Source organism: Bacillus massiliglaciei, from assembly GCF_900098925.1.
Lineage (GTDB): Bacteria > Bacillota > Bacilli > Bacillales > DSM-1321 > Peribacillus > Peribacillus massiliglaciei.
In genome coordinates this window covers 707,718-730,622 of record NZ_LT622359.1, presented here as the reverse complement: position 1 = coordinate 730,622, position 22,905 = coordinate 707,718, and the positions used below count along the sequence as shown (strand labels likewise).

The 22,905-nt window shown below is 41.5% G+C and carries 27 protein-coding genes; 11 read left to right on the top strand and 16 right to left on the bottom strand.

The genetic code is table 11. From position 1 onward, the window contains the following. Positions 1–4: 4 nt before the first annotated feature. Complete coding sequence (locus BQ4305_RS15550) at positions 5–805, top strand: cobalamin-binding protein (protein WP_110928617.1); 801 nt, start codon at positions 5–7, stop codon at positions 803–805. Between the two features lie 113 nt (positions 806–918). Here the strand turns inward: BQ4305_RS15550 and BQ4305_RS15545 are convergent, their stop codons facing one another. From BQ4305_RS15545 to BQ4305_RS15530, 4 genes are all read right to left on the bottom strand, one after another. Next, a complete protein-coding gene (locus BQ4305_RS15545) occupies positions 919–1,575 on the bottom strand; it encodes a 3D domain-containing protein (protein WP_407640160.1) in 657 nt (218 codons plus the stop codon). A gap of 111 nt (positions 1,576–1,686) precedes the next feature. Next, positions 1,687–2,004, bottom strand: a complete 318-nt coding sequence (locus tag BQ4305_RS15540) for a YuiB family protein (protein WP_110928616.1) — start codon at positions 2,002–2,004, stop codon at positions 1,687–1,689. 227 nt (positions 2,005–2,231) lie between these two features. Continuing rightward, entirely contained in the window at positions 2,232–2,639 is a 408-nt protein-coding gene (locus BQ4305_RS22310) for a methyl-accepting chemotaxis protein (protein WP_407640168.1), read from the bottom strand. 612 nt (positions 2,640–3,251) lie between these two features. Next, on the bottom strand, positions 3,252–4,469 hold the full coding sequence (locus BQ4305_RS15530) for an NAD(P)/FAD-dependent oxidoreductase (RefSeq protein ID WP_110928614.1): 1,218 nt from the start codon (positions 4,467–4,469) through the stop codon (positions 3,252–3,254). A 401-nt stretch (positions 4,470–4,870) separates the two neighbouring features. Between BQ4305_RS15530 and BQ4305_RS15525 the strand changes: the two genes are divergently transcribed. Then, positions 4,871–5,869, top strand: coding sequence for an NAD(P)/FAD-dependent oxidoreductase (locus tag BQ4305_RS15525; RefSeq protein WP_110928613.1), 999 nt, complete (start codon positions 4,871–4,873; stop codon positions 5,867–5,869). Positions 5,870–6,037: 168 nt separating this feature from the next. Here the strand turns inward: BQ4305_RS15525 and BQ4305_RS15520 are convergent, their stop codons facing one another. The 3 genes from BQ4305_RS15520 to BQ4305_RS15510 form a co-directional block, all read right to left on the bottom strand. Next, positions 6,038–6,463, bottom strand: coding sequence for a MaoC family dehydratase (locus tag BQ4305_RS15520; RefSeq protein WP_110928612.1), 426 nt, complete (start codon positions 6,461–6,463; stop codon positions 6,038–6,040). A gap of 163 nt (positions 6,464–6,626) precedes the next feature. After that, positions 6,627–6,989, bottom strand: a complete 363-nt coding sequence (locus BQ4305_RS15515; protein WP_110928611.1) for a HesB/IscA family protein — start codon at positions 6,987–6,989, stop codon at positions 6,627–6,629. 134 nt (positions 6,990–7,123) lie between these two features. Next, positions 7,124–7,360 carry a YuzB family protein gene (locus BQ4305_RS15510; protein WP_110928610.1) on the bottom strand — a complete coding sequence of 79 codons (237 nt, stop codon included), beginning with the start codon at positions 7,358–7,360 and terminating at the stop codon, positions 7,124–7,126. A gap of 295 nt (positions 7,361–7,655) precedes the next feature. On the opposite strand from BQ4305_RS15510, the gene BQ4305_RS15505 reads away from it, so the two are divergent. The 3 genes from BQ4305_RS15505 (at position 7,656) to BQ4305_RS15495 (ending at position 10,875) form a co-directional block, all read left to right on the top strand. After that, positions 7,656–8,723, top strand: coding sequence for an NAD(P)/FAD-dependent oxidoreductase (locus tag BQ4305_RS15505; protein ID WP_110928609.1), 1,068 nt, complete (start codon positions 7,656–7,658; stop codon positions 8,721–8,723). Between the two features lie 219 nt (positions 8,724–8,942). Continuing rightward, a complete protein-coding gene (locus BQ4305_RS15500) occupies positions 8,943–10,163 on the top strand; it encodes an ISL3 family transposase (RefSeq protein ID WP_199880705.1) in 1,221 nt (406 codons plus the stop codon). A gap of 217 nt (positions 10,164–10,380) precedes the next feature. Further along, positions 10,381–10,875 carry a hypothetical protein gene (locus BQ4305_RS15495; protein WP_110928607.1) on the top strand — a complete coding sequence of 165 codons (495 nt, stop codon included), beginning with the start codon at positions 10,381–10,383 and terminating at the stop codon, positions 10,873–10,875. 143 nt (positions 10,876–11,018) lie between these two features. Here BQ4305_RS15495 and BQ4305_RS15490 read toward each other — a convergent pair whose 3' ends face one another. Further along, positions 11,019–11,345, bottom strand: coding sequence for a YuzD family protein (locus BQ4305_RS15490; protein ID WP_110928606.1), 327 nt, complete (start codon positions 11,343–11,345; stop codon positions 11,019–11,021). Positions 11,346–11,496: 151 nt separating this feature from the next. Here BQ4305_RS15490 and BQ4305_RS15485 point away from each other — a divergent pair, with 151 nt between their 5' ends. Further along, entirely contained in the window at positions 11,497–11,733 is a 237-nt protein-coding gene (locus BQ4305_RS15485; protein ID WP_110928605.1) for a NifU family protein, read from the top strand. An 80-nt stretch (positions 11,734–11,813) separates the two neighbouring features. Here BQ4305_RS15485 and thrB read toward each other — a convergent pair whose 3' ends face one another. From thrB to yutH, 4 genes are all read right to left on the bottom strand, one after another. Then, on the bottom strand, positions 11,814–12,758 hold the full coding sequence (thrB, locus tag BQ4305_RS15480) for a homoserine kinase (RefSeq protein WP_110928837.1): 945 nt from the start codon (positions 12,756–12,758) through the stop codon (positions 11,814–11,816). Further along, the gene (thrC, locus tag BQ4305_RS15475; RefSeq protein WP_110928604.1) at positions 12,758–13,819 is read right to left on the bottom strand and encodes a threonine synthase; all 1,062 of its coding nucleotides are present in this window, start codon (positions 13,817–13,819) and stop codon (positions 12,758–12,760) included. Before thrC ends, thrB begins: the two co-directional genes overlap by 1 nt. Next, entirely contained in the window at positions 13,816–15,114 is a 1,299-nt protein-coding gene (locus BQ4305_RS15470; protein ID WP_110928603.1) for a homoserine dehydrogenase, read from the bottom strand. Before BQ4305_RS15470 ends, thrC begins: the two co-directional genes overlap by 4 nt. Positions 15,115–15,356: 242 nt before the next feature. Beyond that, entirely contained in the window at positions 15,357–16,358 is a 1,002-nt protein-coding gene (gene yutH / locus BQ4305_RS15465; protein WP_110928602.1) for a spore coat putative kinase YutH, read from the bottom strand. 191 nt (positions 16,359–16,549) lie between these two features. Between yutH and BQ4305_RS15460 the strand changes: the two genes are divergently transcribed. Continuing rightward, positions 16,550–17,047: a phosphatidylglycerophosphatase A family protein gene (locus BQ4305_RS15460; RefSeq protein WP_407640159.1), complete on the top strand. Its 498-nt coding sequence runs from the start codon at positions 16,550–16,552 to the stop codon at positions 17,045–17,047. A 68-nt stretch (positions 17,048–17,115) separates the two neighbouring features. Here the strand turns inward: BQ4305_RS15460 and BQ4305_RS15455 are convergent, their stop codons facing one another. From BQ4305_RS15455 to BQ4305_RS15445, 3 genes are all read right to left on the bottom strand, one after another. Further along, positions 17,116–17,883, bottom strand: coding sequence for a TIGR01457 family HAD-type hydrolase (locus tag BQ4305_RS15455; RefSeq protein ID WP_110928601.1), 768 nt, complete (start codon positions 17,881–17,883; stop codon positions 17,116–17,118). Positions 17,884–18,003: 120 nt separating this feature from the next. Then, positions 18,004–18,438, bottom strand: a complete 435-nt coding sequence (locus BQ4305_RS15450; protein ID WP_110928600.1) for a DUF86 domain-containing protein — start codon at positions 18,436–18,438, stop codon at positions 18,004–18,006. Beyond that, complete coding sequence (locus tag BQ4305_RS15445; RefSeq protein ID WP_199880704.1) at positions 18,426–19,730, bottom strand: EAL domain-containing protein; 1,305 nt, start codon at positions 19,728–19,730, stop codon at positions 18,426–18,428. The genes BQ4305_RS15450 and BQ4305_RS15445 overlap by 13 nt, the downstream gene beginning before the upstream one ends. Before the next feature lie 248 nt (positions 19,731–19,978). On the opposite strand from BQ4305_RS15445, the gene BQ4305_RS15440 reads away from it, so the two are divergent. Continuing rightward, positions 19,979–20,245, top strand: coding sequence for a DUF3055 domain-containing protein (locus tag BQ4305_RS15440; protein WP_110928598.1), 267 nt, complete (start codon positions 19,979–19,981; stop codon positions 20,243–20,245). A 65-nt stretch (positions 20,246–20,310) separates the two neighbouring features. After that, complete coding sequence (locus BQ4305_RS15435; protein WP_110928597.1) at positions 20,311–20,601, top strand: cytosolic protein; 291 nt, start codon at positions 20,311–20,313, stop codon at positions 20,599–20,601. A gap of 101 nt (positions 20,602–20,702) precedes the next feature. On the opposite strand, the gene BQ4305_RS15430 is transcribed toward BQ4305_RS15435, so the two are convergent. Beyond that, on the bottom strand, positions 20,703–20,978 hold the full coding sequence (locus BQ4305_RS15430) for a YutD family protein (protein ID WP_110928596.1): 276 nt from the start codon (positions 20,976–20,978) through the stop codon (positions 20,703–20,705). 111 nt (positions 20,979–21,089) lie between these two features. Here BQ4305_RS15430 and BQ4305_RS15425 point away from each other — a divergent pair, with 111 nt between their 5' ends. Continuing rightward, entirely contained in the window at positions 21,090–21,743 is a 654-nt protein-coding gene (locus BQ4305_RS15425) for a YhcN/YlaJ family sporulation lipoprotein (protein ID WP_110928595.1), read from the top strand. 165 nt (positions 21,744–21,908) lie between these two features. Beyond that, entirely contained in the window at positions 21,909–22,901 is a 993-nt protein-coding gene (locus BQ4305_RS15420; protein ID WP_407640158.1) for a M23 family metallopeptidase, read from the top strand. Positions 22,902–22,905: the final 4 nt, after the last annotated feature.

Sequence of the window (22,905 nt, the reverse complement as noted above, 5' to 3'; positions counted from 1 at the left end):
TACAATGAAACTTATATCTATCTGTCCGAGCAATACGGAATTATGTGCATACTTAGGGATTGAAGATCAGCTGATCGCAATTGATGATTATTCGGACTGGCCAGAATCTGTCCAATCCCTCCCGAAGGTTGGCCCAGATTTATCCATCAATATGGATGCCGTGGAGGCGTTGCAGCCTGATTTAGTCATCGCCTCTTTAAGCGTGCCAGGAATGGAAAAAAATATCGAGGCATTGAAGGTGCGGGGAATTCCCCACATCGTCCTCAATCCCCAGTCGCTTGAAGATATTGCCGGTGATCTTATTATATTAGGCGAGGCAGTCGGACAGCGGCAGAAAGGAGAACAATGCGCCGATCATTTCCGTTCTGTGATCATGTCGTATCAAACGATTGCCGATACCGTCAAAGAGAAACCTTCCCTGTACTGGGAATGGTGGCCAAACCCGCTATTCAGCCCGGGAGGCGTTAATTGGCTTTCCGAGATAAGCCGGCTTGCCGGAGCCAGAAATATACTGGAAGATATTGATTTGGCCAGTATTCAAATTGACCAGAATGACATACGAAAACGCAACCCAGACCATATTTGCCTGGCTTGGGTCGGAGTGCCCCTCAGCAAAATCAAACCAGACCTCATCTTGAAGCGGCCTCATTGGAATGAAATAAAAGCCGTTAAAGAGGGAAATATTCACATTATGGAGGAACCGCTGTATTGCCGGCCTTCCCCCCGGCTTTTAAAGGGACTGGAGAAGCTGGCAGCGCTTCTTCATCCTGATGCTTTTCATACAGTAAAGAGAATGACTTTTTGAATCCCCTAATGCCTTGCAAATAAAAAGACCTGAACAAGGTCATATACCAGGTTCAGGTCTCTCTCGCAGGCAAAACGGCTATCTGCCCATTAATGCAGCCCCATATGAAATGATCATTTAGAACTCCGTCCCTCAATCTGTCTGCGGAAAACTTGCATATCTTCTTTTTCATTCAGTGCCTGTAATTCTTCTTCCGTCAGGGTTCCATCCCCTTTTTTCACTATGTATACATCCAGTGTCTTTTTTCCCCAATCATTATACACATCATCAACGGTCTGATAATATAAATCGAGATGATTACCCTTTATAGCACTGCCTTTATCCGCTACTACTCCATATCCGTACCCAGGGATAAACAGGACCGTCCCAACAGGAAATACATTTAAATCAGCTGCCACAGTGGAATATAAATCCCTTTTCACCTTTACACCTGAATAGGTAATTCCATATGAAGGATGGCCAGGTTTTTTTCCTGTAGATTCGTGCCCTGCCGTATAACCCGTTGCTAATACTTTTTGAGTTGGATACTTTGAAAAATCTTCATACTCCTCTAAACTTTTTTCCTGTTCTATAAACTCACTTGCCAGAAGACCTGAAAGCGGATGATGAATTTTCTCAACAGGCTCAAAATCTACTGAACTGACTTCCTTATTTTCTAATTCAGGGATGATTGAAAATCCCGTTATGTAAGTAACTGTTGTCAGCATTGCTAATAAAAATAATAAAAATAAGATCATTTTTGTCCATAAGCTGCTCTGAAAGCTCGTCAAAAGTTATTCCACTCCTCTCATGAATAATACTTTCCCTATTGAATGAAAAGTATTCATAAAAGAGAATTCAGAATAAAAAAACAGACCCCTTCATCCAAGGCCTGCTTACTTCTAGAACATTTGATATCCCTTATTTCTAAGCGTTTTGATGACAATGCCAGCCAGCACCGCCCCTACCAGGCCGCTGGAAAGAATTAAAATATCAGCTGTATGTAAGGCTGTGAAACGGCTGCCTAGCTGACTGAACGAATCACTGGGTGTTCTAATATATTCGATTAACTTGGACTGATTAACAACCAAAATCGCTGCAATAGGAAATAAGATGACCATAATCCATGAGGACCGAAAGAGCATATTCAACAAAAAGCCTATCCCAAAAAATAAAATGAAGAATAAAACGATGGATATGACCAGCACTGGTAATGGCATCTGTTTCCCCCTCCTTTGCCCTTGCAATACTAGTTTACTAAAATGAAATCAGACTAGTCAACGAACATTATCCATTTTTTCCAAATATATCAACAGGGGTGCAGACCCGCTGAACAAAAATAATAACATCAAATTCACGGAGAAATTTGATGTTATTTTACTATGCTGTATGGATACCCGTTCCCGGAATGCTTTTCCGAAGTACAGACAAAGCATCTTCAGCATATTTATTCATTTGTTTCGCCTTTTAAAGATTTTTCGGCAATAACTGCCAGCTCTTTGGCATGATTGCTGATTTCCAGCATGGTAGCTGTTAATTCTTCACTGACAGCAGACTGATTGGCTGTTTCCCCATTGATAGCAGAGATAGAAGAATTAAGCTTGGAAATCAGCTGATCAATATCAAAAACTGCTTTACTAATGATTTCTGTCTGGCTCTTAGAGTCATTAGCCAGCTTCCTGATTTCATTGGCAACAACCGAAAAGCCTTTTCCGAATTCCCCGGCTCTTGCAGCTTCAATTGCCGCATTCAGTCCAAGAATATTTGTATGGTCAGAAATTTTCCGGACTACACCGGCCACATTCTCGATACTCGCTACACTGTCCAGAACACTTTTCGATTGCTGGGAAATCATATTCATATTTTCAGAGAGGACAGATGTAGTGGTTGCAAGGTCCTCGACTGCGGCTGTCACCTGTTCGACAGACTCTGACAGCTTGGAAGCAACGCTGAATAAAATATTATATTGCTCCATGCTTGCTCCGATCCCTATCCCTCCGATGATTGTTCGATTTTCATCTACAATCGGCACGGCGCTGGCGATAATCGGAAAACCAAAAACTTCTTCCGGCACATGCATTTTAACTGTTTTTTCTGCTCTGATCGCTTCCGTAATCGCATCATTGGGCTGAAGCGGCGTACCCGGTTTAATTCCAAGTGAGAACGTTTTTCCGGGAACACTTAGCAAAAATTTCTCTGTATCGCAAACCCCAACTGTAATATCTTCCGGTACAAGTTCATTCAGCAATGGCGCTATTGTCACGAAAGCATCTAACATAGGGTGATTGGCTGTTTCATTCATTTCCCTTCCTCCTTTAGTCGCATACCTCTACGTTCTATATCGGTTTTTGAAGCAGAATATTGACCATGTTTTTTAAACAACAGTTAAAAAACCGCTCTGGATTCCCTGAACGGTTCTTTGAACACTGACATTACAGTCAGAGGACAAATATTTGAATATGACATTTTATAAAATATTGAACTTCCCTTTTTTCGCTACTAAACCGGCCCCTCCAATTAACAAAAGTGCCCTGTTGTCCACCATTTTCTTCATAAATGAAGCCCTTTTCCCCGTTACTTTCTTTCCAAAAACCACTCCAATGGCATCATCTTCTCCAAGTGAGCAAACCGTTCCTTTATTATCAAAAACAAATGTTTCAAGGCCGTTCTCTTTTCTCACCAGTTTTGTTAAATTCTTAGCAATCACTTCGCCCTGCTGCATGGCAATTTGTGCAGTCGGCGGGAACGGACGATTCGTTTCTTCATTGATGACAAGCGAGCAATCTCCCGCAACAAAAATATTCTCACGGCCCGGAACGCGCAAATCAGGATCAACCTTGATGCGCCCCCGCATAGCATCGAACCCGGATCTGTCAATAACCGAGCTCCCACGGACACCCGCTGCCCAAATAATCGTTCCTACTTTGATTTCTTCTGTTTCCTCTTCACCTTTCCCAACAATAATGCCGTCAGGATTTGCCCCTTTGATGGGTGTTCCTATCAGAAATTCGACCCCTTTTCTTTCAAGGAGGGAAACCGCATATTCCACTAACTCAGGATCAAATCCAGGAAGAACAGCCGGTGCAGCTTCTACACAGTATATACGGACTTTCTTAGGGTCTATATCATATTCCTTGCAAAGTTCAGGTATACGATTCGTCAATTCCCCAAGAAACTCAATTCCGGTAAATCCAGCTCCTCCCACTACAATGGCTAAGCGGTCCTCATTTTGTTCTGTTTCCGCATTATATGTTGCAAACTGATATTCGATATGCTCTCTGATCTGCCGGGCAGCATTCACGTTTGAAATGGTAAAAGCATACTCCTTTAACCCTTCAATGCCAAAAGTTTCTGCTTCTGGACCAAGCGCAATGACCAGAAAATCATACTCCATATCTCCCTTTTCTAACAGAACCTTTTTTTCATCCGCCTTTATTTCTAAAACGGCATCTTGGATAAACTCCACCTTGCCTTTATCAATCACGCTGGCAATTGGATAACGGACACGGTCATGATGCAATGTTCCGGCTGAGGCTTCATGAAGCCAAGTTGTTTCATAGTGATAATCATGTTTATTGATTAATACAATGTCTGCCTCATCCCTGCCCAATGACTTTTGCAGACGAGTGACAGTCATCAGCCCGCCATATCCAGCTCCTAACACAACAATTTTAGGCTTTTTCATTACGTTCAACCCCTTTTCTATTTTTCCTTATGGACTCTCTTTCTCCATAATCAAATTTTTATCTATCCTACTGTTATCATCCATAATAATAAAGAATTCTATAAGTATGTGAATTCTTTCACGATTAAACCCTGGATAATTCGTACATTATTCCAGATAACTTCCGTTTCTTTCATATAAATACTATGATTTCCCAGCCGTTTTTTCAAGACTTTACATCGAATTTACCTTTCTAATGTTGATAAAATTCTGCTTTATGAACGAAAACCAACTATCCTCTCCGCTTTAGAGCAGTTTTCTTTCCTTTTCCTTTTTCAAGCAGGCTTCTCGCGTGTTTTTTCTCGCTACTATGGTAAAATAAACAGAATAAGTTCCTGAAAAATGTTATTGGAGGGATCACGTTGAAAGCAGACGAAACAGTATATGACATTACCATTATCGGTGGAGGGCCCGTTGGTCTGTTCACGGCTTTTTATGGAGGAATGCGCCAGGCCTCTGTTAAAATTATTGAAAGTCTCCCGCAGTTAGGCGGTCAATTATCCGCATTATATCCTGAAAAATACATCTATGATGTAGCAGGGTTCCCTAAGGTACTGGCCCAGGATTTAGTCAATAATTTAAAAGAACAAATGGAACGGTTTGACCAGACAGTTGTACTTGAACAATCCGTACAAGACGTCGAAAAACAAGAAGACGGCATCTTTAAATTGACGACTGACAAAGAAGTCCATTATACGAAGACGATCATTATTACAGCAGGAAATGGAGCATTCCAGCCGCGAAGAATTGAAATAGAAGATGCGGAGAAATATGAACAAGGCAACCTTCATTACTTTATAAATAATATGAATCATTTTGCCGGAAAAAAAGTGGTCGTCTTCGGAGGCGGCGATTCAGCGGTAGACTGGGCACTGATGCTTGAACCTGTCGCTGAAAAAGTAACCATTATTCACCGGCGGGATAAATTCAGGGCACATGAGCACAGTGTAGAAAATTTAAGGAATTCAAAAGTTGAAATTAAAACTCCATACTTGCCTTCAGAGTTTGTAGGAAGCGAAGATAATATCAGCCAGGTTATTATCAAAGAAACAAATGGAGACGCTACAGAATCCATTGAGGCTGATGAAGTCATTGTCAATTATGGATTTATTTCTTCTCTCGGCCCCATTAAAGAATGGGGATTGGACATTCAGAAAAACAATATTGTCGTCAATTCAAAAATGGAAACGAACATCCCCGGAATATATGCTGCCGGAGACATTGCCACTTATGATGGGAAGGTAAAACTTATTGCGAGCGGATTCGGGGAAGCTCCGACAGCTGTTAATCACGCTAAGCAGTTCATTGATCCAAAAGCAAGGGTACAGCCGCTTCACAGTTCCTCTATGTTTGATAAATAAATCCCGCAGAAAGGTTCAGAATGATTTTATTCTGAACCTTTTTTCATCTTCACTGCTATGTATATTGATCAGCCTATGCAGTTCATGACTGGAAATGGCGCTGTCATTCGGAAACAAACCTCTCTCACCCACATGCATTCCCTTAAAAAATGATAGAGGCATTGGAGCTCATCGCTTTACCAAGACTGATAGCTCCCCTGTAAATACTTTTTCTTCCTTATCATTATAAGTGGATAATACTACCGTGATAATGCCTGCTTCTGGATTTTTCTCTTTCTTATCCATAACCTGAGCCACCGTACGCAATTCATCACCTGGATATACAGGCTTTATGAACTTTATGTTGTTCATTCCTGTTCCAGCAATGACTTCTTCGCCATACATACCCATTTCAATCCAAAGTTTAAATGACAGACTGATTGTATGGATGCCGGAAGCAATGATTCCATGAAATCTCCCCTGTTGAGCTCTTTCCTCATCTATGTGCATATATTGAGGATCAAATTCACCTGCAAATCTCATAACCTCTTCTTTTGTTAATTTGTAAGACTTTGTTTTAAACACCTGTCCAATTGAAAACTCATCAAACTTCATCCTTGCACCTCTCCTTGTAACCTTCCAATACATTGGATATAGATTTTCTGTTAGCCTCCTATGCTTATCCCGCCCATAAAAAAACCTCCTCAATAGTTATGTTTTAGACATAGACTATTGAGAAGGCCTATTCTTTCATACTTAACACACTGGGAAACAAATCTCAGCAATTTTCCGGTGTTCCTGCGTTCTTCGCTGTTCTGAAAGAAGATCCGCAGCCGCATGATGCAATCGCATTTGGATTGTCAATCGTAAATCCGCCGCCCATCATGGATTGTTTATAATCGATGGTTGTCCCATTCAGAATTTTTCCATCTTCTTGATCAACAAGGATATTAATTCCAAATTGCTCAAGCTTTTCGTCTTTTTCAGTTGCTTCCTGCTCAAATGCCATGCCGTAAGAAAGTCCGCTGCATCCGCCGCCTTTTATAGCAACTCTTAAATAAGATCCTTCTTCGCCATTGTGTTTCATCATTTCTTTTATTTGAAAAGCGGCCGCTTCAGTAATATTCACCAATTCACTCATAAGTATAACCTTCCTTCCATTTAAATGGGATTACATACTTATATTATATACCATCAAATTGATTCTGCTCAATTTTCCGGCTTGAAATTCGAAAGTCTGTCAGGATCCGCTCCCGGCAGGCCTTTTTCCTCTTATTAAAACATTGGATTTTCTTCCAGGTGTTTATAAATATTCTGAACCAGTTCATCTGCACTGTCAGCCGTCACCATATCACCATTCACTAAGGCATACATATGACTGGCACACTTACCGCAATAGCTTAGGCAGTCGTATTCAATAATATCGAGGTTCGGATCCTTTTCCAGAGCTAACATGGCCTCTAATGCCCCGCTTGCAAGATTGCTTACACAAAATTCAATTAGCGGCTTCATCTAATCACCTCACAATAATTAACTTTACATCATACCTTTTTCCTTTAAACAAATCAACCTAACAGCATAAAAAATGGCTGATTTTTTTAAATCCAGTTGTGATTTTGGTGTAGTTTCGTTATACTTTTGTGGGGTATTTAAAACGATAAAAAGTTTTTTTAGTTTATTGGGTTTAAGGGTGGATTTATTATTTTACTTTTTTATGAAAGGCCTTTCGGTATTCCCGATGGCCTGCTCTATAATCAAAAGTGAAATATTTAACAAATTCAAGAAATCAAACAAAGGGGATTTTCATATGAAAAATTTAGTCATACTCGGAGGCGGGTACGGTGGGATGCGTATCCTTCAAAGACTGCTTCCTCATCAGCTTCCCGAGAATGTATCCATTACACTTGTCGACCGCAATCCATACCACTGTTTAAAAACAGAATATTACGCTCTTGCAGCGGGTACTATTTCTGACCACGAAATCCGTGTAGCTTTTCCAGAACATCCTCGAGTAAAAAATGTCTATGGAGAGGTTGCTTCCATTGATTTGAAAAATAAACAAGTGATCATTGAAGACCAGGAACCCGTACAATACGATGACCTGGTAATCGGTCTCGGCTGCGAAGACAAATATCACAATATTCCTGGTGCTGATCAATTCACATACAGCATCCAGACGATTGATAAATCCCGCAGGACCTATTCAGCCTTAAATAACTTAGGAGCCGGAGCAACCGTTTCCATTGTAGGCGGCGGATTGAGCGGCGTCGAATTGGCCAGCGAACTGATTGAAAGCCGTACCGATTTAAAAGTAAAATTATTTGACCGCGGCCCTCATATTTTATCTGCTTTCCCAGAACGGCTAAGTATGTTTGTAGAATCTTGGTTTGATAAACATACAATTGAAGTGGTTCACCATTCTAATATCACGAAAGTTGAACCGAATATATTATACAATGGCGACGAACCAGTCCACAGTGATGTCATTGTATGGACTGCAGGCATTCAGCCAAGCAAAATCATCAGGGATTTGGAGATAGAAAAAGATCGTCAAGGACGGGCTGTATTGACTCCTCAGCATTTCCTTCCATCCGATGACAGTGTATTTGTAGTCGGAGACTGTGCGAGCCTTCCGCATGCACCTAGCGCTCAGCTTGCTGAAGCACAGGCGGAACAAATCGTCCAAGTTCTCGTCAAGAGATGGGCAAATGAGCCGATTCCTGAAAGTTTCCCTCCAATGAAATTAAAGGGAACGCTTGGTTCATTAGGAAAAAAACAAGGATTTGGACTTGTTGCCAACCGCCCAATCACCGGAAGGGTCGCCCGTCTTTTAAAGTCCGGTATCCTTTGGATGTACAAGTATCATAACGGCTGATCGATTATTTAATAGATTATAAAAAATAGATTCATCCGATCTAAATATAGTTAAATAAACAGGTCTTTGGCTGCATACATCCTAGGTTGTATGCAGCCATTTTTTTGGCTCTATACTATTTGTTGGGGTATCCATACAATTGTTCGCATAAAAAATACACGCAAACATCCAATTCTTTTATACTTGAGTTGACTAGAAACAAGTAGAGAATGGAGTTGCGTGCATATGAATTTTACCATGAATATTCCCGGTTTAAAAGGGGTTACCATTTTAAAAGTAGAGCAGGTGGAGGAAACGATGAGGGTATATGTGGAGATGGAACGCAGCCTCCAGCAGTGCCCTGACTGCGGAGCTCCCACCTCCCGTGTTCACGACTACCGGATCCAAAAGGTTAAGCAATTAAAGTGGTTTGAGAGGAAGACGGATTTATTCTACAAACGCAGAAGGTATGTCTGTGCATGCGGGAAGCGTTTTTCGGAACAAAACCCGTTCGTACAGCGTTACCAGCGTACATCTATTGAATGGAATCAGGCCGTGGGCATACGGGCGATTAAAGGAAAGACCTTTAAAGAAACGGGGGAAACCTACGGTTCTTCGTCTTCTACTATTGTCCGCCGGTTTGACCGTTTGGCCCGGAGTGAAATACGTTCTGTGGAAAAGCTGCCTTCTGTGATTGCCATTGATGAGTATAAAGGAGATACACGAGAAGGAAAATACCAGCTCATCATTGCCGATGGAATCACCAAAAAGCCCTTAGATATCCTGCCTAATCGCTATAAGAATACGATTAAACACTATCTTCAAAAGTATGGGGACCAGGTTCAGGTGGTGATCATGGACATGAGCCATTCTTTTAAATCGGCGGTTCAAAGTGCCTTAGGACGCCCTGTGATTGTGGCCGATCGCTTTCATTTCTGCCGGTATGTCTATTGGGCGCTGGACGGTGTCCGGAGAAGGGTACAGAAAGAGTTTCACCCGTATGACCGCAAGAAGTGCAAACGTATGAAGCATGTCTTTCACAAGGCCTCCGACCGCCTGACAGAAGAAGACAGATGGCATTTGAATCGGTATTTGGATATGTCGGAAGAGCTTAAAAAAGCATACGAATTAAAGGAAACCTATCGTGGCTGGTTTGTTCAGGCGAAGGAATCTGGATCGGAAGATGTAGGGAAGGTCAAACAGGGGCTGAAAGACTTTTATCGGCGGGTCCAGGATTCTGGCATTCCTGAAATGGAGAAAGCCATTACCACGCTCCAAAATTGGCAGACAGAAATCTTAAACAGCTTTGTTTATGGCTATTCGAATGGTTTTTTAGAAGGGATCAACAATTCAACGAAGGTTCTTAAGCGAAATGCATATGGATTCAGGAATTTCAGCCGTTTTCGAGCAAAAATATTATTAACCCATCAGTTTAAAGGAATTGGGATACATATTGGTTAGGGATGGCGATCAGTCGCCACCCCAACATTTGACGGAGAACCATTTTTTTCGATCAATAGACCGCCCCTGCCTGCAGTAAGAACCGTTAACCATTCTTTCTTGGCTGCATATAGTAAGTAAGCAAAAGACCTATACACTCATACGATAGCACTTCCCGCTGTCCAATATTCCCAGGGGACGAAAATTCCCTCTATATAAAAGGTTAGTAGGTTTAAACATGCGTAAATTCGATGAACATTTTCTAGATTTCCTGCCTGATGAATTAGGAATAAGAATTGATGTATTCGGCCAAATGCTTGTTTCCCTCGGCAATGTCTTCACTGTCATCGGAATTGCAACAGAGGCATTGGAAGTGGAAGAAATTGAAGAGGTGGAAGAGGGAGAGATCGGAACAGCAGAAACTGGATCGAATTCACAAGAAACCGATAACGAGTCGAATATAGGTTTCATCCTGGCTTTACTGGGAGCAAGCCTAATCACAATCGGTGACTTGATTTCCATACACGGAATGGTCCTTGAGAGTGAACAGACTGCCTTGCTGGAAAAACAAGCAAAGAAAGAATCCAGAGAGCAAAATAAAAGAATAAGAGATTTGGAAAGGGAAGTCGCCTCACTCCATAAACATATGAACTCTCTCCAATCCGTTACCGATTCTTTAAAAAGCGAACTATTTTTTCTTCAAAATTTTATTTCCTCTCAGCTCCGTTTTTGATCATTCACTTTATGAGTCAGGATCAGGAAAATTAAGTGAATCCGGCGTAAAGGCAGCGGCCGGATTCAGCTTATCGGTTCTTTCTTTTGGTTTTCTCTGCGAAATGGAAAAGTACTATGAAACAGTTCTTTGTTCCTCCTTTTTCATGCAGGCTGGTAACCGAGTTCAATCATTTTCTCATTTACCTTTTTTAAAGAAACTGTACCTTCCGCCACGATTTCTCCATTCAGTCTTACTAACGGATAAAACAAGTCTTCTACAATAATTTTTTCGGCTACTTGTTTCAGCACTTCCGTCTCAGGAGGCTGAAAAATATCCACATAGATCATGTTAAATGGCTGGCCTGGATATTTCCTGGATAAAGCCGCTTGCAGCCATTCGAAGGTATCCTTCGCTGATGGCTGATTCACACAGCTGGCACACAGTACCTCTGCGCCATATACTTCTATCTCAGCTATTTTATTATTCATTATGTCCTCCTTACTAGTAAATGCTGTGATGATAGTCTGTCTGTCACTCTCTGTCCCATTACAGAAATAAACTGATTATTTTTGCAAAGTTTGGGGTTGGATTTTTTGTAATCTACGCATTATAATATGAGTAGGAAAGGAGTCGATAACAATGACTGAGCAAACAATGGAAGGCCAAGTACAAGAAGTTCTTGATAAACTTCGCCCATTTCTATTGCGCGATGGCGGAGACTGTGAACTTGTAGATGTTGAAGACGGCGTAGTTAAATTACGTTTACTTGGAGCATGCGGAAGCTGCCCTAGTTCTACAATTACACTGAAAGCCGGTATTGAACGCGCTCTTCTTGAGGAAGTCCCTGGAATAGTAGAAGTGGAACAAGTTTTCTAATTTGTGATAAATAAAGCTGATTTTCTGCTTCAATCCTAGTCATGCTACGATTAAACAGGAAATCAGCTTTTTTGTGCTGTTTACCTCAGCATGGAAAAGTCCAAAGCAGAGAATTCTTCCGATGACAGAACAGATACCTGACTGCCGATATTATCCACTCCCAGCCTTCTTATATCATAGCTGGGAAAAGCTTTTTCAAAAGAGTGCTTGAGCGTTTCAGTCCGGTTTTCCTCAACGAGACTAAGAACGGTAGGACCTGCTCCGCTCAATGCAGTGCCATACGCTCCGCAGATGCCGGCAATTTCTTCAGCCTTCCGAAGATGCGGAACTAAACGGGCTCGATACGGCTGGTGATAAGGGTCTCTCTGCATCATCTTGCCTAAGATGCTCCAATCATTTGTCATTGCTGCTGCTACTAAGAGATTGGATGCAGCGCTCCCGCGAATAGCATCTTGATAGGTTAAATGTGCAGGAAGGACATTTCTGGAATCTTCCGTCAGCAATTCAAAATCAGGGATGACTGCCATCACTGCAAGATCCTCAACTGGAAAGTGAATGACTTTTGTATAATCTGCAGCATGATATCCAACGACAAGTCCGCCAAATACCGAAGCTCCCGCGTTATCGGGATGTCCTTCAAAAGAGGAAGCATGTCTGCTTTTTTCTTCTGCAGATAAATGAAGAGCCAAAGCTGTATCCGCCAATTCTATTCCGGCGACAATGGCCGATGCACTGCTTCCAAGGCCGCGGGCTAATGGTATTTCGCTTGAAACGAATAATCGGCAGGGCGGAAGTTCTTTTCCATAAAACGCAGCCGTTTTCATAGCAATTTGAACAATAAAATTGGTTTCGTCAGCAGGAAATTGTTTCATATCCTCCGTTAATGGAGTAATCTCCCATTTATCTGAGAGCGATCCATAGACTTCTAAATATAAGTTAAGAGCCAAGCCTATTGAATCAAATCCAGGCCCTAAATTAGCTGTGCTAGCCGGCACCCGGATCCGAAACATCCCCGCTTCTTGAATCATGGCTGATTCACACCTTGTAAGTGGTCAAGAATCACTTTTTCATCCATTGGCAGTAAGACTGGACTGATTGAACTTGTATCGACCGCAACATTGGGATCTTTCAGGCCATTCCCGGTAAGAACAGCAACAATCTTGCTTCCCTTCTTAATCTCACCGCTCTTCAGCTGCTTATAGATTCCCGCAATAGAAGCGCAGGAGGCAGGTTCAGCAAAGACCCCTTCTGTTCTGGCAAGTAAATGATAGGCTTCAAGGATTTCCTCGTCTGTCACCTGATCAATCTTACCATTGGATTCATTCGCAGCTTCTTCCGCATAACTCCAGCTGGCTGGATTACCGATTCGAATAGCAGTGGCGATCGTTTCTGGATTTTCAATCACTTGGCCTCTGACAATGGCAGCCGCTCCCTCCGCTTCAAACCCTCTCATCTCAGGTAGGCCTGTTTTATTACGCTCATTGTACTCTTTGAATCCCTTCCAATACGCCGTAATATTCCCGGCATTACCGACTGGAAGAGCCAAAATATCAGGAGCTGATCCTAAGGCATCAACAATTTCAAAGGCCGCCGTCTTTTGTCCTTCAATACGATATGGATTGACTGAATTCACTAGGGTAATAGGCGAACTCTCACTGATTTTCCGTACAATCTGAAGGGCATTATCGAAATTCCCTTTAATTGAAATAATTTCTGCACCGTACATAACCGCCTGCGCCAGCTTGCCCATTGCAATTTTTCCATCTGGAATAACAATGATACAGCGCAAATTGGCACGTGCTGCATATGCAGCAGCAGCCGCCGAAGTGTTGCCGGTAGAAGCACAGATAATCGTATCACTGCCTTCTTCAATGGCCTTTGCGACAGCCATGACCATTCCCCGGTCTTTAAATGAACCTGTAGGGTTGGCCCCTTCATATTTTACATGGAGATCGATTCCCCATTTTTCAGAAAGACTTTTACAAGGGATTAAAGGCGTATTCCCCTCTAGCAGTGTAAGTCCCGGGGTATGTTCCGAAACAGGAAGATATGGTCTGTATTGAGCGATCAAGCCTTTCCATGTCATTTATTGTCCTCTCCTTCCACTCGATATGTACTCTTGATTTGATTGACCATCTCAAAGTCATTCAGCTTTTGTTTAATTTGCTCAAAGGCAGCCATAGAAGCCTTATGGGTGACTAGAACAATTTCCGAAGCCCCGTGATCGGTTAAAGGAAGCTGAAGAATCTTATCAAAGCCTACCCCATGCTCCGCGAATATATTCGTGATCTTGGCCAGCACGCCGACTTCATCTTTCACATGAAGTCTGATAAAAAACTTGGCGAATATTTCGTCACTTCTTTTTAATGACTTAGGAAATTGCGGGGAAATGGCACTTCTTCCATTGACACCCAGCCTTAAATTTTTAAGCACTGCGACAAGGTCTGATACTACAGCAGTAGCTGTCGGAAGGCTTCCTGCACCAGGACCGTAAAACATAGTCTCCCCTACTGCCTCACCGTATACATATACCGCATTATATTCATTATTTACAGATGCCAGCGGATGACTTTCAGCAAGAAGGGCAGGCTGTACACTGACTTCCACATTGTTTCCGCTTCTTGAAGCCATTCCAATCAGTTTCATCGTATATCCCAATGTTTTGCTGTATTCCAGATCTTCCTCTGAAATGTTCGTAATCCCCTCAACCATTACATCATCAAGCTCAACATTCATTGAAAAACCGAGCGTTGCCAAAATAGCCATCTTCCTTGCAGCATCCAGTCCCTCTACATCTGCCGTAGGATCACTTTCGGCAAATCCTAATTCCTGCGCTTCTTTCAAAACCTCTTCATAGGGTCTTCCTTCCTTGCTCATCTTTGTCAAAATGAAGTTCGTCGTCCCATTAACGATTCCCATCATTTTAGTAATCCTGTCTGATGATAGACCGTCTGTTAATCCGCGGAGAATCGGGATCCCTCCGGCTACACTTGCTTCATAGAAAAGATCACATTCATTTTCGGTGGCTGTCTGTAAAAGCTCTGCGCCGTACAATGCCATCAAGTCTTTATTCGCTGTTACGACATGCTTTTTATTTTGAAGGGCCTGAAGTATATATTCTCTCGTTTCTTCAATACCGCCCATTACCTCAATAATGACGTCAATTTCAGGATCTTCGAGCACCTCTTCAGGCCTTGATGACAATAAATTCTTATCAATCGCAACAGCCCGCTCTTTCTCCATGTTTTTCACTAAAACTTTACTGACTTTTACCGGGCAGCCAATCTGATGCATGAGTTTATCCTGATGGCTTTCAATGATTTTGACGACACCCGATCCTACTGTTCCTAACCCTAATAAACCAATCGAAATGGCCTTCATAATGAACCCTCCCCTAACTGTATCCCTGATACAAACAATTGTTTATGTATAGTAGACATTATAGGTCTTTTATTAATAATTATCAATAGTTAGAAAATATACAATAGAGTATTATTTTGAAGTTTACAATATATGAGTCAATTCCTTTAAACACAGCCGCCCAAAAAGCGGAAACCGATCATTTAAAAAAGCCCCCTTATCATGATAACATAGGGAGGCTTACAAAAAGAGGGATTTTTCAGTTAAATCCAATCAATTGCGGGAAGACTTAGATACTTTGCCGGAATCTGAGCCAAATCATAAAAATTTTTCAAAAACTGCTCATAGCCTTGGGATCCCCGAATATATTGCTTCATTCTATCCTCCAGTTCATTCGACCTTGATTCATCATTATTAGCAAAATAAGCTTCAACCGTCTCAAAATAATGAATAGGAAAAAGCATTCTTGAATATAACAGCCGAGCTGAAAAACTCGAGAATGGAATCACGCTCTGATAATCATAAAAAAATTGGGCCAGCCACCTCTGATGGGTGTGGACATTCTGAAAATAGTGTTCCCTCGTCACTTCTGCTACATCTCTCGTACCATGGTCGATCAGCCAGTCAAACGGATTTTTTATACATTTCTCTGTTCCCCATGTCTTAGCGGAAAACCTTTCATAACAAATGGTTCCGCTGTCAACTGCTCCCGGTTCATCATCAATCTCCGTATCAACCAAATATTGGATCGCATTTTCACCAAGCACCATATAATAAGGGAAAGTCTCTATAAATAACCTTTCAAATTCATTACTCGGGTGGGTATGAAGTTTTTCGCTCCAAAGCTTCTCAATTTGGTCGATTCTATGTTCCCACAGTGTTTTCCATTGACCTATTCGTGAGCATCTTTTCATCGGTTCATTGATACTCCGTCCCCTTTGATGGAATTTGGCCATCCTGCGGCCAAGATGCTGATTTCTTGGTGCTTCCCTTATCTCGTTCATGAGCAGAATGAACAATTGCTCTTCTGCTTCTGACACATAGCTTCCATGCTGTGCCAAGACAAATGCCGAAACATATCGATCCCCTTGCAGCAGCAAATGCTCAGACATCAGCTGCCTTTCATAAAGCTCATCTTCATCCAATGTTTCCAATGGGATAATCGTATATAAATTATTGCCAGAAATAAAGCTTGGGAACCGATTATCAGGCTCTTCTCTTTCCACCTGTATCCCGTAGTAGTGATAAATGATTTCTTCAATCATAAACAGGCCGCCCTTCTATGGGTTGAAATAGTAAGTGCTGGACAATATATGTATATGTCATGGTTATTGGAATCTGTATTTTTTCATATAGAAATGAAAGATTGAGCTGTATGAGATTACAGCTGTATTCCAGTTCACCGCTTCTGTACTTTTTTAAGGAATCACGAAAAATAAAATAAAAAGGTGATAATATGGATATGAATGAATTATCTCTTTCCGAACAGACAGCAAGAAAATGGCTTCAGGACAGAGGGGTCCGTATTGAAGACATCGCTGAACTGGTCATGTACCTCCAATCCAGCTACCACCCAGACCTCCAAATGTCTGAGTGTATTCAAAACGTAGAGAGAGTCCTCTCAAAACGGGAAGTGCAGAACGCTATTTTAACCGGCATTCAGCTGGATATACTTGCAGAAAAAGGGATGCTCGAATCCCCTCTCCAAAACACAATACAGATAGATGAAAGCTTATATGGTGTGGATGAAATTCTAGCGCTCTCCATCGTGAATGTCTATGGCTCCATCGGCTTTACCAATTACGGTTACATCGACAAGCAAAAGCCTGGAATCCTCCAATATTTAAATGACAAAAGCACGGGGAAAATCCATACATTCCTGGATGATATAGTAGGAGCAATCGCTGCTGCTGCCTCGAGCAGGCTTGCGCACAGTTCGCGGAAAACAGAATAAAAAAGGAGAATAAAAAAGGCATGAATTCGGTCTGTACCGGAATTCATGCCTTTTTAGCGAATAACGCATTATTCAAATTTCCACTGATCCAATGTATCCACCGCATGCACAGGCTGAATATCATACCCTTTAAGATGTTCCCTGGATGTTACGCCAGTATGAACAAGGAGCGTATCAATTCCCGCGTTAATGCCTGCCAAAATATCAGTATCATAATTATCCCCTACCATAAGAACTTGGTCTTTAGGAACACCAAGCACCTTCAGAGCCTGCTCCACAATAATCGCTTCAGGCTTTCCAATGAATATAGGTTCTACTTGAGTGGAAACAGTAATAACAGAAGTTAAAGCTCCATTTCCTGGAAGGAGCCCTCGTTCAGTCGGTATGGCAATATCCCCATTCGTTGAAATGAATTTGGCCCCATTGCGGACACCAAGGCATGCTATTGCAAGCTTTTCATATGTAATGCCCCGGTCGATTCCAACAACCACAAATTCCGGTTTTTCCTCTGTTAAAGTTAAGCCTTTTTCTTTCAGTGCTTCAAGAATGCCTTCTTCCCCTATCGCATAAACCGCGGCATCCGCCTTTCTTTCCGCAATGAAATTTGCAGTTGCCATACTGGTCGTGAAGACTTGTTCCTCTGTTGTTGGTATTCTAAAATCACGCAGTTTACTCGCTACCTGAGCGGGTGTGCGAGAGGAATTATTGGTTACAAATAAATAAGGGATCTCTCTTTTTCTTAATTGTTCAATAAAGTTCGCAGCTTCCGCAATCTCTTCTGTGCCGCGATACATCGTTCCGTCCAAATCAATAAGGTATCCTTGATATGATTTCAAGATTTACCCTCCTTTCCAAACTCCTTTTTTGGCTGTTCCTGCTGTAACGTCTGCCTATAATGGTGAAAATGAGTGAACAGGTCTTTAAACGTCAGCCCACAGCACAGTTTATGATACAGCTTAGTTTTTAAAGGCTGATACAGGTCCCAATTCAGTCGTTAAATAGTTTCGGACAACTTCCGGAAATGTTCGGAAAGCGGGAAGACTCTTGTTAAAACCTTCTTCCAACCTTTCATGGGATACTTCCATGTAATCCTGAACAAGCATTTTCCGCAAAGGGAGGATCGACTTAAATTGATTTGCTGCATCAGCAGCAATTACTTTTTCATCTAATAAAATATCTATGATATCCTCATAACTTCCTGGATCACGCATAATAAAACCATCAATAAGAGCATTCCCAACATCAAGGACAGCGTCAATTGACGTTTGAACAGCCCTTTCCATCGCAAGCTTAGAATAATCATCTTTCATTTCTCTTTTTTCAAGAAAGTCTAGCTGTTTTTCCAGAAAACATAAGATTTGTTCAATTTTTTGCCTATCTACAAAGTACATTTGTCCAGATCCTTTCTGTTCTTAGGTGACAGCGGAATATTTCTTACATTCGAAGGCTTGGCATAAAAAAAGCCTTGTGCCAGATCAACCTTATTCTTTGATAATACCATAGCTTCTCCTGCAGTCTCAATTCCTTCTGCCACTACAGTGGACCCTGTTTCTTTGGCAATCAGCAAAATCCCTTTTAACATCGACTCTTTAATCGGGCTTTGATCAATCTCTTGGATGACTGAACGGTCTACCTTAATAATATCCGGCATGATTTCAATAATGGAATTTAAGTTGGAGTAGCCGGCTCCCGTATCATCCAACGCCAAACGAAAGCCTAATTGCTTCAATATTTTGATGTTTTCAGAAAAGCCCTTTTGATCATCCGCCCTTTCCCGTTCTGTCACTTCAATGACAATTTGATCAGCCGAAACCTTCGGAAATCTCTTTAAAGAGCTTATAATATCTGAAATAAATTCTTGTCTCCCTATCGTCAGAGGAGAAAAATTAATAAACACAGTCTGCCCAGATTCATTTTGAGATATTTGTTCAAATGATTTTTTCATGACAAGCTTTTCTACTTCATAAAGAGTTCCGGTCTGCCGCGCTAAAGTAAAGAGGGTTAGCGGATTTTCAAGTTCCGTATTAGCCGGTCCCCTTGTCAAAACTTCATACGCTTTGATACTTTTCGTTTCAACATCGAATATGGGCTGAGCCAATAACCGGATATTCTCTTCCTGAATCATATGGCGTATGGCAGAAAGTGTATCGTAATGGGTTTTACCTTTGGCTTGTTCCGCCATAGCCTGAGCTTGGTGCTGTGCTTTATTCAATGACCTTTCTACAATAGGTTCCTTTTCCAAGAACATGTAGCCTCTCCGTATGCTCAGTCTTTTCAGCTCTGGAGAAAATCCGCTCATCAACCGCTGTACCTGTTCTTCTATATCGAAAAGGATGCCATCCATCTCAGCAATCGTCTTTCTGCAATTTTCCGTTCGGTGAATCAGCGTTAAGCCAACGCTGTTATGATCATGAAGATTCAGGATATCCTCTGCCTTCATCACAGCAAGCACAGACTCTTTAAAGGCAGCTCTCAAGGCAGCTAAAAAAAGAGGATATTCTTTCGAAGAGAGGTTTTCTCTTATTTCAGTAAGATTGTGCAGATTAAATACACTGACGATTACATGAAATCCTTCATCAAAGGACCTTTCTACTATGCGAACAACTGGATTTCTGATGATAAATTTTGGCGGGTAAAACTGCAATCTAGAAAGAGGCATAAAAACCTTAAACCAATTAGTCATATTTTCCTCCTTTCTCATTAATAGGACAAACTGGAAACAATACCTATTTACCGGGTTATATTACCTATATTTTAGCATAAATTGTTGAAATTTATCGAATTTAATCCATAATTCCCATGAAAAAATAACGAAAGAAGAGCATGGAACCTGGCTATAATTTTTCAGCCGGATTATGTACTATAGAAGAAGGAGTTTTGATATGATAATACTCAGCAAAAGCTTATGGGTTAGAAAAAGGAGAGGAATAAATGAACGAACGGTTTTTCCTATATAATGATTTATTAGATACAAAAACACGCTTTGTCAGCTTTATGGGAGAAGAATCCCGATTTGATCTGGCAATCATGATGACAGATCGATTTTATGGTAAAAAATTGGTTTTAAACATGCAGGGAAGCAGATTTGCCATAATAGGGCCGGATGATTTAGAGGAAGAAGGGTATCTTGAACACGCTTTTCAAATCTCTGAAGCCGAAGCTAAAGAACTGGCGGGCTTTTTGCTGGAAATCATTTAATAAAGAAAGCTTTTCTCTTTCTTTGGGCACCCTGATACTAGACGGTGCATAAAGGGGGAACAGCTATGAGCAAGAACAAGAAATATCATGAATTGTCTAATGTGGAAAAGCAAAGAAACTTTTTGGTGCCAGAGGAATTTCCCGAAGGTCCATATGGATCGGCATTGGGAGCTGAAGCACCAGTTGAAAATAAAAGTACAGATTGGGAAGAGGGGCAGCGCTATTACACAGCATTCAATTGGGAAAATAAATCCCTTCATGAAGGAATGCCCCGTGAATTCCCGGGAGCCCACCAGCCTCATGATGCTCCTGACAGAGACTCACAGTCACCGTATGATGGATATGGCAATGATTAAAAAAGGAGCCCGAATCTCTTTCGGGCCCTGTTTATCATCCCTGTACCCTGTCCGGATCTTCTCTTTCGATTCAGACAGTCTCGGCTCCTAACAGGGAATCATTACTTGCGGATTTTTTTAGCTACAAAATAGGGGCAGCCAAAATTGCAGTATTCATATAAGTATTCAGACAATGTGCTTATTTTTGTATCAAAGGTAGCCTTCGGATTTTGGTCATCAAAAAAGCCGCGCAGCCTTAGCTGACCGTACCCCCAGTCTCCCACAATATAATCATATTTTGTCAGGATTTCACTATGTCGGGTTTTGAATGCCTCTTCATTAAACCCTTCCCGATAATCCTCAATGATTTCATATGACAAATTATTGATGCTGATCATTTATTTCACCTCTCAAATGCTTGCCTTTTTTAAATTATAACTGATTCCCCATCAATTACTAAGCGAATTCCCGATAAAAAATGTCTATCCTATCTTCAAGGGGGTGGCCAATTGCAAAAAATAATAGTAACAGTCGGGATAAGTTCTATTTTAGCTTTAACAGCCTGTTCTGAAAACAAAGGCAGCGCAGGATTGAAGGAAAGCGAATCCATTAACCCTGCAAATATGGGAAATCCCATCCGCTATTATGATGAGGATTATCAAAATACAAATCGTTCAGCCGAAGATTTCGGGTTTGTTCGGATGAACAGTGCCGCCATAGAGGGACAGGATCCAGGTAAAAGCACACCTATGCTCAACAGAGAAGAACTTGCAAAAGTCATTTCTTCACTCTGTATCCAGATACCGAATGTGGAGGATGTATCTGCCCTTGTAACAGATGAAGAAGTTCTCATCGTCTATCAAACAGATTCAAACAATCGGAACGAAACGGCAGATCAGGTAAAAAGAACCGCCATGTCAGCTGTTCCCCGCTTTTACCATGTCTATGTCAGTGATAATAAAGCATTAGCCCAAAATGTAGAAAACTTTGCGACATTAGGATCCAATAACCGGGATATCGAATATATGATCGAAAAAACGGTGGAACAAATGCTGAAGTCACCGCAAGGATTCACTATGAGTGAAAGCGAGAATGAAAACGGAGAACTGACTGAAGAAAAAAATAATCATGAAAACATTCATGAAAACACAAAAAATTTCTGACCGATATGTTCTTTTATTGTAGCTTATACACGGCTCCTGCAAAAGAAAAAAACCACTGCAGGAGCCTATTTTCAAACCCTGAATAGGTATTTTCCATAAATTAATTTTCATGATTCTTGCTGAATTTGTAAAACTATAGGAAGAACGAACGAAGGGAGCTTCCTTGTGAAAAAAAAATATTTATCATTTTTTATCGCCATCTTCCTTATCTCCGGGGTATTTCAAAGTAAGGCACAGGCCAATACAGCGGCGGCTTCAGATAACTATACGATAAGAATGCAGTACTACAAAAATATAGAAGCCGTTCTGCAAATTCCATGGTATTATATTGCAGGCGCGGACCAATATGAACATACCTTGCGAAAGGCCCTTCATGATCGAGAGGATGCAAAAGGACCAGTAGGCATTTATATGGATCCAGTCAGGTGGACGGGTCCTCTTAACCCTGATAAAACAGATATCAATCCTCTGTCTATCAGCTTGTTCGAAGGCCTAGGATTAGATGGGGACGGAGATGGAAAAGCGGACCTGAATAATGATTTTGATCGGCTTTACTCTTTTGCTAAACACTTAATGTATTATGGAACCGATGAAGAAAACATCAGAATCGGGTTATGGGATTATTACAAACGGGACAAAGCAGTCAGTATCATAATGAATAACGCCAAAATCTACAAAGCTTACGGCAAACTGGATCTTCAGCAAAAAGCTTTTCCGCTCCCTGTAAAATCGGAATATACCTATCGGGATACATGGGGTGATCCCAGAGGCTGGGGCGGACGGCGAATTCATGAAGGAACAGACCTTTTTGCTGATTATGGTCTTCCGGTTCGTTCTACATGCTACGGCGTGATTGAAATGAAAGGGTGGAATAAATACGGCGGCTGGAGAATAGGCATCAGGGACTTGAATAATACCTACCATTATTTTGCCCATCTCAGCGGTTTTTCAAAAGACCTAAAGGCCGGCCAGACTGTGAAGCCAGGTCAAGTGATTGGCGGAGTCGGCAGCACCGGCTATGGTCCTCCGGGCACCTCCGGAAAATTCCCGCCGCACCTTCACTTCGGATTGTATAAAGATAATGGATTTACCGAATGGAGTTTTGATCCTTATCCATCTCTAAAGCTTTGGGAACGGCAAGAACTGACCCGAAAATAATTTT